This window comes from Flavobacterium sp. N502536 (assembly GCF_025947345.1).
In the GTDB taxonomy this organism is placed as follows: Bacteria; Bacteroidota; Bacteroidia; order Flavobacteriales; family Flavobacteriaceae; genus Flavobacterium.
Window position 1 is genome coordinate 760441 of the sequence record NZ_CP110011.1, and the last position, 14137, is coordinate 774577.

Below are 14137 nucleotides of genomic sequence, written 5' to 3' on the forward strand. Positions count from 1 at the left end.
AATCTGTAGAATCTAATTTACAGGTTGCTTTTTCTTTACAGCCCATTTTCTGGTCTGAAAGATATTTTTACTTTTGTTACCTAAACCAAAAAGCAATGGCGCTTCTCAAAAAAATAAACCAAAAAGCTCAAGCCGATATCAATTCCGGTTTCGGACCAAATGCAAACAGCTACGGAAATCGTTTTGTAAACAAAAACGGAACTCCTAATGTCGAAAAAAGAGGAATGCACCTGCTGCGCCGCATTAGCTGGTACCACACCATGATCGACATGCCAAACTGGAAATTCATGCTTATTTTGTTTTCTTTTTACATTGGCATCAATTTTATTTTTGCAATTGCCTATTATGCCATCGGAATTCAGCATCTTGACGGGATCAAACAATCGGAAAGTGTACTGACGCAGTTTGGACAGGCTTACTTTTTTAGCGCGCAGACTTTTACTACTGTGGGTTACGGACACATTAGTCCCACCGGTTTTTTGACAAGCGCCCTTTCGGCTGCCGAAGCTCTGATTGGATTATTAAGTTTCGCCATAGCCACAGGTTTGTTCTTTGGAAGATTTAGCAAGCCGACTGCTTTTTTAAAATTTGCCGACCACGCCTTAATTTCGCCTTACCGGGATAAAAGAGGTCTGATGGTACGTCTTGTTCCTTTTAAAAATACCAATTTTACAGATGCAACAGCCAAAATGACACTGGGATTAAGTATGGAAGAAAACGGTGTGAAAACCAATAAATTCTACAGCTTAGATCTGGAACTGGAACGAATAAATGCCCTTTCGTTAAGCTGGACGCTGGTGCATCCCATAACAGAAAATAGTCCTTTGTACAATTTTACTCAGGAAGATTTTAAAAAAGTACACGGTGAAATATTAGTTTTCATTACCACTTTTGACGATATGTACAGCAATACCGTTGCAGCACGAACGTCCTATACTTTTGACGAAGTGATTTACGGAGCCAAATTTGAAACGATGTACAACAGAAGTAAAGATGGCTCTAAAACGATCCTTCATTTAGACAAATTAAACGATTACCAATCGGTAAGCCTCTCATAATCTATGATTTTACTCAAGTTATAAAGGTAATTTGAGATTTTATTCTATTTTTGTTTACTAAATAGCCAATAATGATAAACAACATTAAAACTGTTTTCAGCATAAAAGATCTTGAAAACTTATCCGGCATAAAAGCGCATACCATTCGTATCTGGGAAAAAAGATACAATATCTTAGAGCCCATGCGCACTGACACCAATATCAGGCTTTACAATTTGCAAAATCTGCAAAAACTCTTAAACATAACATTATTACACGAATACGGTTATAAAATATCTAAAATAGCGACCTATCCCGAAGAAAAAATTCCACAACTGGTTCGCGAAATCATCTCCAAGAAAAACTCACAGAATTACGCCATTACTTCCTTCAAGATGGCAATGATGAATTTTGATCAGGAAATCTTCTTCAATACTTTTGACTGGCTTATTTCGGAAAAATCCTTTCGGGAAGTTTTCAAAGACCATTTTCTTCCTTTACTAAAAGAATTAGGATTATTATGGCAATCCGAAACCATCACTCCGGCCAATGAACATTTCATGAGTCACCTCATCAAGCAGAAAATCTTAATTTATACCGAGAGCCTTCAAATTCTAAAACCAACTAAAACCAACAGGATTTTTGTACTATCGCTCCCTCTGAATGAAATTCATAAAATAGGGTTACTCTATCTGCAATACGAGATTCTATTAAATGGATACAAAACCATCTATTTGGGCGAAAGTATGCCCATCGAAAACCTGCAGGATTTAACCAAGCATTTTGAAAACATTACGTTTGTATCTTTCATGACTATTCAGCCCGATCGCAACGTAATCAATCAGTATGTAAAATCGATGGGACAAAAATTACTTCAAAAAAACAACGAAATCTGGCTTATGGGTAATATGGTTGAGCATATCGACCAGAAGGTTTTATCGGAAAGAATACGCGTTTTCGATTCAATGGAAGAAACAATCAGTATGCTGTAATATTTTGTTTAAAGTTTTTGTATATTTGTTAAACAAATGAAGAAAACAATAGCAATAATAGGATCGGGCTTCTCTTCTTTAGCCGCTTCGTGTTACCTTGCACAGCAAGGCAATACAGTCACGATTTATGAAAAAAACGAGACTATTGGCGGCAGAGCCAGACAATATAAAAAAGACGGCTTTACTTTCGACATGGGACCAAGCTGGTATTGGATGCCGGATGTTTTCGAACGTTTCTTTCGGGACTTCGACAAAACCCCGTCTGATTATTACGAACTCATCAAACTCAATCCGGCTTACAGGGTGTATTTTGGTCTAAATGATTTCATTACGATTTCAGATAATTTAGAAGAAATAAAAAACACCTTCGAAGAAATTGAAACCGGCAGCGGTAAAAAACTCGAAAACTTCATCCGCCAGGCCCAAAGCAATTATGACATTGCTATTAAAGAGTTGGTCTATCGCCCCGGAGTTTCGGCACTCGAATTAATTACACCCGAGACTACTTTAAAACTGAATCAGTTTTTCAGCACGGTAAGTGCCGATATCCGAAAACAATTCACGAATCAAAAGCTAATACAAATTCTTGAATTTCCCGTTTTATTCTTAGGAGCAAAACCTGCCAAAACACCGTCATTTTACAATTTTATGAATTATGCCGATTTTGGTTTAGGAACCTGGCATCCCAAAACCGGAATGTACGATGTCGTACGCGGAATCGAAAAACTGGCCCTGGAATTAGGAGTAACGATCAAAACCAACTACGCGATTGAAAAGATTGTCGTTACAAACAAAACAGCAACAGCGCTTTTAATTGATGGAAAAACGATAGAGGCGGATGTCATTTTAAGTGGCGCCGACTATCACCATACCGAGACTTTACTGGACACTGAACATCGCGTTTATTCTGAAAAATATTGGGAGAGCCGAACTTTTGCTCCCTCATCTCTTTTATTTTTTGTGGGATTTGATAAAAAAATAGCCAACGTCACCCATCACTCTTTGTTTTTTGATGTTGATTTTAACCAGCATGCCGCTGACATTTACGACAATCCGAAATGGCCCGACGAACCACTATTTTATGCCAACTTCCCTTCTAAAACAGATCTGTCTGCTGCACCACTAGGAATGGAAAGCGGTTTTTTTCTCATTCCGTTAGCACCCGGAATACAAGATAACGAGGCACTTCGTGAAAAGTATTTTGAAAAAATAATCACGAGATTTGAACAAGTGACCCATCAACAAATAAAAAATAGCATTATATTTAAGAGATCATTTTGTAAGAATGATTTTGTTGACGATTACAATGCCTATAAAGGAAATGCGTACGGAATGGCCAATACATTATTGCAAACTGCTTTTCTGAGGCCAAAACTAAAAAGTAAAAAAGTTCGTAATTTATATTTCACGGGGCAATTAACTGTTCCCGGTCCAGGTGTTCCGCCTGCTTTAATTTCAGGAAAACTAGCAGCTGAATTAATTCAAAAATCTTTTAGATCTTAACCGATGAAATCACTATTCGACACTGTTTCTTTCAAATGCAGCAAACTGGTTACGCAAAGCTACAGTACCTCGTTTTCGCTGGCGGTCAAAATGTTGGCGCCGGGTATTCGTGATGCGATTTACAGCATTTACGGATTTGTACGCTTTGCCGACGAAATTGTCGATTCTTTTCATGATTTTGAGAAAGAAGGTCTTATTGGAGATTTCGAAAAAGAATATTATAAAGCGATGGAAAAGGGAATTAGTCTTAACCCTATTCTTAACTCTTTTCAGCATACCGTAAAACAGTATAACATTACTGACGATCTGATTCAGGCATTTTTAAAAAGCATGAAACTCGATCTTATCAAATCCAATTATCCAACGCAAACCGAGTATGAAGAATACATTTATGGCTCGGCAGATGTGGTAGGTTTAATGTGCCTGAAGGTTTTTGTAAAAGGAAACGAACAAAAATACGAACAACTCAAAAATGAAGCAACCCGACTGGGATCAGCCTTTCAGAAAGTTAATTTTCTGAGAGACCTGAAAGAAGATAATTTGGTTTTAAACCGAAATTATTTCCCGGGTGTAAATTTAAATTCCTTTGACGAAGAAGCAAAAAACACCATAATCGCCGAAATTGAGGAAGATTTCAGAATCGCGTATCAGGGTATTGTAAAACTGCCTATTGAAGCCAAATTTGGCGTTTATACCGCTTACATTTATTACAGGAAACTGCTTCAAAAGCTTAAAAATACACCCTATTATGAAATTGGAAATTCGAGAATCAGGGTTTCTAATTATACGAAAGCCGGGCTTTTAGCACAATCTTTTGTAACGTATAAATTAAAATTAGTTTAAAATCAATTTCGAACGCTATAGCAATTAAACAAAATGATTTCTTTTTTAATCTTTTTAGGTGTTTTTTTATTCATGGAATGTGTGACCTGGCTCACCCACAAGTACATCATGCATGGACTGATGTGGTATTTTCATGCAGATCACCACCAACCCAAATACGAAAATACCTTTGAACGCAACGATATCTTTTTTGTCATTTTTGCTATTCCGAGTATCGTCTTATTTTATTTTGGCGTTCAGGGCGGATTCAACTATTTATTTTTTATTGCCTGTGGGGTAACGCTATATGGTGCATGTTATTTTTTAATTCACGATGTTCTCATCCACCAGCGTTTTAAATGGTTTAAAAACACCAAAAACAAATATTTAATTGGCTTGCGAAAAGCACATAAAATACACCACAAACACTTAGGTAAAGAAGACGGAGAATGTTTCGGGATGTTGTTTGTCCCTTTTAAATATTATAAAATTTAACACATCGATTTTAGGAATACGACACCTAGATCGGCAAAGGTTAAAATGAATTATGGGCAGGTTAATTAAATTTCAAAAAGAAACGAAGATCGTTGTCGTGATTTAAAGCTGTTGCGAAATGTATCGTTCCGCTGGAACTCATTCCCAAGACGCTTTTTTTCAACGGATTAAAATCCGTTGTTACAAAATTTGTCGTTCCTTCGGAACTTAATTATTCGATTGTTTTTGTCTTTAACGAACCATAAATCAAGTACATAAATCAGATAGAATAAAAAAACAAAGCAGGGTCAGTATAATTAAAATTCGAAAAGAAGCGAAAATTATTTGCCATAGTTTAAAGCTGTGTGAAATGTATCGTTCCGCTGGAACTCATTCTCAAGACGCTTTGTTTGCAACGGATTAAAATCCGTTGTTACAAAATTTATCGTTCCTTCGGAACTCTAGCGTCGTAAAAGAGCCATGGGCTCGAGCAATATTATAGCGACGGATTTTAATCCATCATAGAAAATAGACATCATAATAAAAGAGCCATGGGCTCGAATCATATTGTAACGACGGATTTTAATCCATCATAGAAAATAGACATCATAATAAAAGAGCCATCGGCTCGAATCATATTGTAGGACGGATTTTAATCCGTCGTAAAAATAGACATCATAATAAAAGAGCCATAGGCTCGAACCATATTGTAGCGACGGATTTTAATCCGTCGTAAAAATAGGCATCGCAATAAAAAGAGACATCGTAATAAAAAGAGCCGTAGGCTCGGCACATATTGTTTTCGGGATTAATCTAACCCTTTAGTGTCATTAAAAAAAATGATTTAACACATCAATTTTAGAAATACAACACCCAGTTCACCAGGTATTAAAATGAATTACATCCAACGCGTTAAAATTTAAACTGATGTTATGAAAGTATATAAAATAGAAACCGTACAGCATGTAAACGCTACTATCGAAGAATGTTGGGCTTTTTTTTCAAGTCCAAAAAATCTTCAGACGATAACGCTCGATAATATGAGTTTCGAAATTCAGGATTTTGACAACAAGCGCATGTATCCCGGGCAAATCATTACCTATACGTTGAAACCTCTTTTGGGTATTAAAATTAACTGGGTCACGATCATCACGGTTTCAAAAGAGAATCATTATTTTGTAGACGAACAGCGTTTTGGCCCCTACGCCCTCTGGCACCACAAACATTTTTTTGAACCTTCAGAAACGGGAACAAAAATGATCGATGTTGTGCACTATGCATTACCATTGGGCTATCTGGGCAGGATCATGAACAGACTTGTCGTAAAAAACAAACTCAAAACTATTTTTGATTATCGCTACAACAAAATCGAAGAGCTCTTTAATTCAAAAGTCTAAAGCATTCATACAACTTTACCACAGCAGAAAAAGGGATTTAAAAACTCCTTTCCCAGTGAAAGTTGTGACAAAAAATTCAAGCAGAAAATACTACAATGACAAAACAAAAAATTTCTTTTTTCTGGTTCCGACGCGATTTGCGTTTAGAAGACAATACGGGCTTATTTCATGCCCTGCAATCGGGATTTCCGGTAATTCCATTGTTTATTTTTGATGATGAAATTCTGGAAAACCTTCCGAAAAAGGATGCACGCGTTCAATTCATTTTTGATTCGCTTCAAAAAATAAACGAACAACTAAAAACAATTGATTCTTCTGTTTTAATTAAAAAAGGAACGACGATCAATGTCTGGAAAGCACTTATAGCCGAATTTGACATTCAGCATGTTTTCTTCAATAAAGACTACGAGCCTTTTGCCATCCAACGTGATACCGCCATTGAGCAATTATTAGCGCAAAACAATGTAGCAGCCCATTCCTTCAAAGACCACGTGATTTTTGAAGAGAAAGAAATCACAAAAGCTGACGGGCTTCCGTATACCATTTATACGCCATACAAAAACAAATGGCTTGAAAAATACCATCTCCTGGGGCAGGCACCTGAATTTGACACCAAACCCTTATACGGGAATTTCAGCAAAAATGAGTTTGTCTTTCCGGAATTAGCTGAAATTGGTTTTGAAAAAAGTGCTATAAAAGTACTCCCTCCCGATTTAAGTCAGATTTCCAATTATAAAGAAACACGCGATTTTCCTGCTTTAGACAGTACTTCCTACCTTTCACCGCATTTGCGTTTTGGAACGGTTAGTACGCGCAAACTAGTCAACTGGGCCAATCGCAAAAACCAAACCTTTTTGAGCGAGCTGATCTGGAGAGAATTTTTCATCCAAATTTTATTCAGTTTCCCGAATGTTGTGAACCAGAACTTCAAATCAGCTTACGATGGTATTCAGTGGCGCAATAACGAAGCCGATTTTAAACGCTGGTGTTCCGGAACTACGGGTTATCCAATGGTCGATGCCGGAATGCGTCAGCTCAATGAAACGGGTTATATGCACAATAGGGTGCGTATGGTGGTCGCCAGTTTTTTATGCAAACATTTGCTCATTAACTGGCAATGGGGTGAGGCATACTTTGCCGAAAAATTACTGGATTTTGAACTGGCTTCCAATGTCGGTAACTGGCAATGGGCAGCAGGAACAGGCTGTGATGCCGCGCCTTATTTCAGGGTTTTCAATCCCGAGATTCAACAAAAAAAGTTTGACGAAAAAGGAATCTACATCCGTAAATGGATTCCGGAATTCGATTTAGGATATAATGAACCGATGGTGGATCATGCTTTTGCTCGGGATCGGGCGATCGAAACTTATAAAAAGGGAATTTTGAGATAGTTTTTTTTTGTTTCAGGTTTCAGGTTTCAAGTTTCAGGTTTCAAGTTTCAAGTTTTTTGCAACGTGAAACTTGAAACTTGAAACCTGAAACATTTTTTTTAATACTTCACATAATTCTCTACTACAATCTTCGCTTTCAAATCAAACATCAGATTGTACAAACCAAAGAAGGTTCTATTCATGTAAATAAAATGTTTAGATCCTCGATTCCCATTCATTTTTTTAAGATTGGTATCGTTGGTAAATCGCTCCCCTAATTTGGCAATATTTTCAAAGAAAGTCTCATCGGCAAAATCGAAAGTCTCGTCCTGAAAAGGTTTGGTAAAAAGGGACAGCAGGTCATGAAACATTTCTGTAAAATATTCGATCTCTGAAGCTGAATCATCGGGACGAAGAATTTCCAGTTCGAATAATTTTTGATTGAAAAGCGTTTCGTCGGTGATTACGTTTTTATTGATTAGTTCGAAGTACGGCACATAAAAATCATCCGGAATTTGCTTCATACAGCCAAAATCGAGTGCAATCAGCTGGTTGTTTTCATCCACCAGGAAATTTCCGGGATGCGGATCGGCATGCACTTTTCGCAAAACATGAATTTGATACATATAAAAATCCCACAGTGCCTGACCTATTTTGTCTCCCACTTCCCGATCTGTATTTTTAGCGGTGAACTCTGAAAGATGTATTCCGCTCATCCAATCCATCGTGATGATTTTCTCTGAAGAAAATTCAGGATAATAATCGGGAAAAAGTATGTTTTCGATTTTACTGCAGGCTTCTACCACTTCTTTACTTTGTTGGAGTTCCAGCAAGTAATTGGTTTCTTCAATCAGTTTATCTTCTACTTCTTTAAAGTATTTATCAGAATCTTTTCCCTGCAAATTAAACATTCTGATAGCGATTGGTTTTACCAAAGCCAAATCAGAGGAAATGCTATTGGCAACACCCGGATATTGAATTTTAACGGCGAGTTTTTTACCGTTTTTCACCGCCAGATGCACCTGACCAATACTGGCCGCATTGACAGAATTAGCATTAAACTCGTCAAAAATCTCATAAGGTGTTTTCCCAAAATTGGTTTTAAACGTTTTCAAAACCAAAGGGGCTGATAACGGCGGAACAGAGAATTGTGATAACGAAAATTTCTCTACATAGGCCTGAGGCAAAAAGTTCTTGTCCATACTCAGCATTTGAGCCACTTTAAGCGCACTTCCTTTCAGGCTTTTGAGTCCGTCGTAAATATCTTCTGCATTATTTTCATTCAATTTATCACGGGTCAAATCAGAGTTTACCATTTTCTCCGCATAATGCTTGATATAGTTTACTCCAATCTTTGCACCGGTTTGCACCAATTTACTGGCTCGTTCTATTTTTGAGGTAGGGATATAATCGATTGTTTTCATTGCTTGCTGTATATTTTCTCTTTAAACAGAAATTTTCCAAAATCTATCAGATGATTCATTGGGGCAACATTCATCAGTTCGAAAGATGCATTAACTGATTTCTCGATAAAAATATCTGTTTTTTCAAAGGCCGCAGACGAATCCTCTATCCAGAATTTTATGGTCATCATCAATTGCAGCCAGGCTGATTCCTGAAGGGCTTTTTCCTGAAATTTCTGAAATTTTTCCTGTTCCAATCTGTAGTCATCGGTAAGTATTTCCGACACATATTCTTTGAACGCTTCTCGAAGTGAAGTCAACTGTACTAAATTTTTAAGCGGGTTCCTGTCTATTTTCAGAGCTTGCAGCACATAACTTCTATTAGCCGTTAAAATCTCAAAAAAAGTAAAGTAGAAGCTTAACATTTTGTTTTTCATGTCATATTCGTGATAGTCCGCATTTTTATGCAGCAAATCAACTGTGTTTGCAAAAAACAATCTGAATATTTCTTTTTCTAAACCTTCCAATGTTCCAAAAAAAGCATAAAACTCAGCTTCCGTAAACTCATTTTCTTTCGCAAAATGATATACCGATTTTGGTTTTTGCCCCTTTTCTAAAACTTCCTCCATATATTTTGAAACGATATCTTCTCTTGTGATAGTCTTATTTTTAGTCGCCATTTCATTAAAATTTAGAATTTGCCTTAAAGGTAAGGAATGTTTAAGTACCTTTACTTTGCCTTAAACAAAATGCACTGTTAAATATATTATAAACTATCATGGCAAAGAATGTTTTACTAACCGGAGGCACTGGATTTGTTGGAAAACAACTAACCGATCTACTCATTGACAACGGGTTTACGGTATCGATTTTGAGTCGTACTGCCCGGGAAAACACCTCACTAATCACCTATTACAAATGGAATTTAAAAGTGATTATATCAACGAAGAAGCGATTCTTCAGGCTGATTATATCATTCATTTAGCAGGTGAAGGAATCGTGGAAAAAAGATGGACCAAAAGACGTAAAAAAGTCATTTTAGAGAGCCGTGTGCAGCCCATCGATTTGATTTTTTCGATCTTACAAAAAAACAATAAAGTGCTGGATGCTTTTATCTCGGCTTCGGCAGTTGGAATTTACGGTGCCGTTACCAGTCCTACTGTCTGCACAGAGGATACCGCTCCCGCAAATGATTTTTTAGGTGTAACCTGTGTGGAATGGGAACAAGCAGCAGCTAAAATTAGCGCTTTAGGCATTCGGACTGCTAAAATCCGAACCGGAATTGTTTTGGGGAGAAATGAAGGCTTTCTAAAAAAACTGGGACCCAATTTCAAAGCCGGTTTTGGTGTAGTGTTGGGCACAGGAAAACAATACCTTCCCTGGATTCATATTGACGATTTGTGTCAGATTTATTTAAAAGCACTTACAGACGAAAATATAAAAGGTCCGTATAATGCCTGCATCACAGACAATACTACGAACCTTAGTTTTTCAAAATCACTTGCCAAATTGTACGGTTATAAAATCTGGCTTCCAAAAGTACCTGCCTTTATCCTTAAAATTATTTTAGGTGAAATGAGCGAAGCCATCCTGAAAGGACAACGGGTTTCATCTGAAAAAATACAAAAGACGGGTTTTGAATTTCAATTTACCGATTTGGAAAGCGCGCTGGTTAACTGCCTGAATTAGGCGTTACTTTAAAGTTAGATACATCGGATCTCCGCCTCTGACCACTGCGATTAATTCGGTATTCACCGTTTTAGCAATCTTAGCCGCGATTCTGTTCGGAATTTCTATATTAAAATCAGAGATCAAAATCGGAAAATCGGAAACAATCTGGATTCCGTCTCCTACTTTTTTGATCATAGCATTTACCATAATCATTTTCGATTTTCCGCGCAATACCAACTTGCCTTTGATTTGATATTCTTTTTCGATTTCGTCTATATCTTTCAGATCAAATTTTTCAATTTTCCCTTTAAAAACAGCTTTGGGATACCGACGGCTCTCCATATAATTTTCATTAAAATGTTCTTCCATCAGGTCTAATTTAAATCGAAAATCTTTAACAATCAGGGTACAAATAAATGTACTTGTCCGAGGCTCCACAACAATTGTGACCTGTCTGTTTACCGCTTTTACATCCTCAAAAAAGGGTACCGAAGCTTCAAAGTTTATCGTTCCGGTACTGGTAAAAAGTTTATCCTGGGCAATCACAGAATGAGCAATAAACAGCAAAACTAATAGTGTAATTTTTTTCATAATCGTTAAGAATTAAACAATTATGTCATTCGATTTTTTCCTTTTTTAAGAAGAGAAATAACTGGACTTAATACGAGCATAAAAAAATAGAATGGCAGTACTCCGTTAAAAATAGCAACCCAATCATTTATACTTAAAGTTACGATATTTTCAGCAGTATGGTTCTCTATTTTTGCTAAATATTTGTGAATGTTTCGCTTATAAAAAAAGGTTTTAAAGGGAGCCTTCCTACCGTCATTAGGAGATCCGAAACTTCCTGATGTTCTTATTGCATCGGAGTACAAATCTCAATCAAAAACCCATCCAGGTCACGCACATAAGCGACTGTTTGCCCCCATGGTTTTTGGGTTGGCTCTTTTACTAACTGAGCCCCTGAAGAAGTTGCTTTCGTCACCAATTCTTCTACGTCATCGGTTACAAAACCCAATTCAATAGCAAAAGGTTTATGCTCCGGCTTGCTTTCGATAAAACCCTCTTTCAGATTTTGGGCTGCTAAGTTTTTTGAAGCAAACGAAATTGTGGTTTCGCCTGTACTCAGTTCGCCATAATCCCCCTCCGGAGTTACAAATTTTCTTGAAAATCCAAATGCATTTTCATAAAACGACACGGACTTTTCTACTTCTTCGACATATAAAATTGTATATCCAAACTTTACCATTTGTATTTGATTTGATTGTAAATAAAATATCTTAATCTGCTGGGGTGATGATTTAACACATAGAAACATAGATTTTCTAACCGAAAAAGGCGTTTCACTTTTCACATCCTAAAACCCATATTACCTTATTAAAACGACTTGGTATCTAAGCAGTATCCTAGTGAATCTCTAAAAGCACATTATACTGGTCTAAGCTTGCCAGATCTTCGATAGAATTAACGTCAGTCATTCTCGCGTGTTCTTCTACTTCTTTTTTAGCTTCAATTTGTTTGATGCATTTTCTAAAACGTCGCACCTCTTCTAAATTGGACAGTATCAGTCCCGGAACAGGCACACTTTTTCCTTCTTTGTCTTTGGCCACCATTGTAAAATAAGACGAATTGCAATGTTTGATGGCTCCGGTCTGAATGTTTTCGGCTTCCACGCGAATCCCAACAATCATCGAACTTCTTCCAACATAATTTACGGATGCTTTCATGGTAACCAATTCGCCAACCTCAATTGGTTTCAGGAAGTTTACGGTATCAACAGAAGCGGTTACACAATAATTACCGCTAAACTTTGAAGCAGACGCAAAGGCAATCTGATCTAATAGCTGCAAAATATACCCTCCGTGGATTTTTCCACTAAAATTGGTATGCGAAGGCAGCATTAACTCTGAAATACTTATTTTCGATGAAGAAACGGGTTTAAAATCTGCAGTCATATTTTTTTATTTGTAGTTATAATGGACAAAGTTTTTCGGCGAACAGTCCTGACGAAACGGTAACCCGAAGCAAATCTTTTTCCTTTTTATTTAATTTAAAGATTGATTTTCATCTGAATTCGAAGCTCTTGCAATAATATTTTCGGGGAGCGCCTTTTTGGCTTTCGCCCCCATTTTCTTTAATTTTTCGACACTTGAAACTAAATTCCCTCTTCCGTCTACGAGCTTGCTCATGGCATTTTCGTACTCCGTTTTGGTATCTTTTATTTTATTTCCTATTCGTACCAGATCGGTTACAAAACCTTCAAATTTATCGTAAAGGGCTCCTGCCTGTCTGGCAATTTCAAAGGCGTTTTCCTGTTGCTTTTGGTTCGTCCACATACTGTCAATCGTTCGTAAAGTTGCCAGTAAGGTTGTGGGGGTGACAATAACGATGTTTCGGTCAAATGCTTTATTGTACAAAGTCGAATCTTCGTTTAAAGCAATCGCAAACGCAGGTTCAATCGGGATAAACAGCAGCACAAAATCGGGGCTCTCAATCTGATACAAATCGTGGTAATTTTTACCTCCCAACTGCTCGACATGTCTTTTAATAGAGTTTACATGTTCTTTGAGAAAATCTACTTTGAGGAGCTCCGATTCTTCATTGATCCATTTTTCATAGGCCACCAGCGAAACTTTCGAATCGACGATCATCTTTTTACCGTCGGGCAAATTGATTACAACATCGGGTAAAACTCTGTTCCCTTCCGCATTGGTAAAGCTTTGCTGTACTTCGTATTCTCTTCCTTTTTCTAAACCTGATTTTTCTAAAACACGTTCCAAAACCAATTCCCCCCAGTTCCCCTGCATTTTACTGTCGCCTTTCAAAGCTTTGGTTAAATTTAAGGTCTCTTTACTCATTTGGGCATTCATTTCACTCAGTCCCAGAATCTGCTGGCGCAAAGCCGCATGGTAATCGATACTCTCTTTGTGTGTTTGTTCTACTTTTTGTTCAAAACCCTGAATTTTATCCTGTAAAGGCAACAGGATACTTTTCATGTTTTCACTGTTTTGTTCGGTAAATTTTGCCGATTTTTCCTCGAGAATTTTATTGGCTAAATTTTCAAACTCTTTGGTAAATTTCTCCTGCAGTTCGCTGACTTCATTTTTTTGTTCTTTGTGACGTTCCCACAAGTTTTCAAAATCGACCTCTTTTTTAGAAAGCTGAATCGCCAGACTGTCTTTTTCGGTTCGTATGTTTTCTTTTTCCGAACTGATGGAATAAAGCTGTTTCTCAAAACCTCTTCTTTCATTTTCCAACTGCTCTTTCTGTAGTTGCAATTGATTGACAGTTGCCTTCAGCCTTTCTTCCAGACTTACTTTTTCGGATTGAAATCGAGCGGCAAACAACAATTTCCCTAAGTATATCCCCAAGCATAACGCTACTACAAAAGCCAACAAGTACGGAAGAAGTTCAGACATATTTCTGTTTTTATATGAAGTAAAAGTACGCAATTATACGTAGTCCATA

The 14137-nt window shown here is 37.2% G+C and carries 15 protein-coding genes; 9 read left to right on the top strand and 6 right to left on the bottom strand.

All coding sequences use genetic code 11. The annotated features are described in order from the left end of the window. The first annotated feature begins 95 nt into the window (after positions 1-95). The 7 genes from OLM61_RS03415 to OLM61_RS03445 all read left to right on the top strand — a co-directional run bounded on the left by OLM61_RS03415 (position 96) and on the right by OLM61_RS03445 (position 7616). Entirely contained in the window at positions 96-1058 is a 963-nt protein-coding gene (locus OLM61_RS03415) for an ion channel (protein ID WP_264525102.1), read from the top strand. 71 nt (positions 1059-1129) lie between these two features. Continuing rightward, a complete protein-coding gene (locus tag OLM61_RS03420; RefSeq protein WP_173967592.1) occupies positions 1130-2029 on the top strand; it encodes a MerR family transcriptional regulator in 900 nt (299 codons plus the stop codon). 36 nt (positions 2030-2065) lie between these two features. Continuing rightward, positions 2066-3532: a phytoene desaturase family protein gene (locus OLM61_RS03425; protein ID WP_264525103.1), complete on the top strand. Its 1467-nt coding sequence runs from the start codon at positions 2066-2068 to the stop codon at positions 3530-3532. A 3-nt stretch (positions 3533-3535) separates the two neighbouring features. Further along, positions 3536-4375 (top strand): phytoene/squalene synthase family protein, encoded by an 840-nt coding sequence (locus OLM61_RS03430; RefSeq protein WP_264525104.1) that lies wholly within the window; start codon positions 3536-3538, stop codon positions 4373-4375. A 33-nt stretch (positions 4376-4408) separates the two neighbouring features. Continuing rightward, positions 4409-4849 (top strand): sterol desaturase family protein, encoded by a 441-nt coding sequence (locus OLM61_RS03435; RefSeq protein WP_264525105.1) that lies wholly within the window; start codon positions 4409-4411, stop codon positions 4847-4849. A gap of 911 nt (positions 4850-5760) precedes the next feature. After that, the gene (locus OLM61_RS03440) at positions 5761-6225 is read left to right on the top strand and encodes an SRPBCC family protein (RefSeq protein WP_264525106.1); all 465 of its coding nucleotides are present in this window, start codon (positions 5761-5763) and stop codon (positions 6223-6225) included. A gap of 95 nt (positions 6226-6320) precedes the next feature. Next, entirely contained in the window at positions 6321-7616 is a 1296-nt protein-coding gene (locus tag OLM61_RS03445) for a cryptochrome/photolyase family protein (RefSeq protein WP_264525107.1), read from the top strand. Between the two features lie 98 nt (positions 7617-7714). Here OLM61_RS03445 and OLM61_RS03450 read toward each other — a convergent pair whose 3' ends face one another. Then, entirely contained in the window at positions 7715-9019 is a 1305-nt protein-coding gene (locus OLM61_RS03450; protein ID WP_264525108.1) for an ABC1 kinase family protein, read from the bottom strand. Further along, entirely contained in the window at positions 9016-9678 is a 663-nt protein-coding gene (locus tag OLM61_RS03455) for a TetR family transcriptional regulator C-terminal domain-containing protein (protein ID WP_264525109.1), read from the bottom strand. The genes OLM61_RS03450 and OLM61_RS03455 overlap by 4 nt, the downstream gene beginning before the upstream one ends. A gap of 98 nt (positions 9679-9776) precedes the next feature. Between OLM61_RS03455 and OLM61_RS03460 the strand changes: the two genes are divergently transcribed. After that, on the top strand, positions 9777-9983 hold the full coding sequence (locus tag OLM61_RS03460) for an NAD-dependent epimerase/dehydratase family protein (RefSeq protein WP_264525110.1): 207 nt from the start codon (positions 9777-9779) through the stop codon (positions 9981-9983). Beyond that, a complete protein-coding gene (locus OLM61_RS03465) occupies positions 9917-10687 on the top strand; it encodes a TIGR01777 family oxidoreductase (RefSeq protein WP_264525111.1) in 771 nt (256 codons plus the stop codon). Before OLM61_RS03460 ends, OLM61_RS03465 begins: the two co-directional genes overlap by 67 nt. Positions 10688-10690: 3 nt before the next feature. Here OLM61_RS03465 and OLM61_RS03470 read toward each other — a convergent pair whose 3' ends face one another. From OLM61_RS03470 to OLM61_RS03485, 4 genes are all read right to left on the bottom strand, one after another. After that, positions 10691-11260: a YceI family protein gene (locus OLM61_RS03470; RefSeq protein WP_264525112.1), complete on the bottom strand. Its 570-nt coding sequence runs from the start codon at positions 11258-11260 to the stop codon at positions 10691-10693. A 265-nt stretch (positions 11261-11525) separates the two neighbouring features. Continuing rightward, entirely contained in the window at positions 11526-11918 is a 393-nt protein-coding gene (locus OLM61_RS03475) for a VOC family protein (RefSeq protein WP_264525113.1), read from the bottom strand. Positions 11919-12075: 157 nt separating this feature from the next. After that, positions 12076-12624 (bottom strand): acyl-CoA thioesterase, encoded by a 549-nt coding sequence (locus OLM61_RS03480; protein ID WP_264525114.1) that lies wholly within the window; start codon positions 12622-12624, stop codon positions 12076-12078. A 90-nt stretch (positions 12625-12714) separates the two neighbouring features. Further along, a complete protein-coding gene (locus OLM61_RS03485) occupies positions 12715-14088 on the bottom strand; it encodes a DNA recombination protein RmuC (protein ID WP_264525115.1) in 1374 nt (457 codons plus the stop codon). Positions 14089-14137 lie beyond the last annotated feature (49 nt).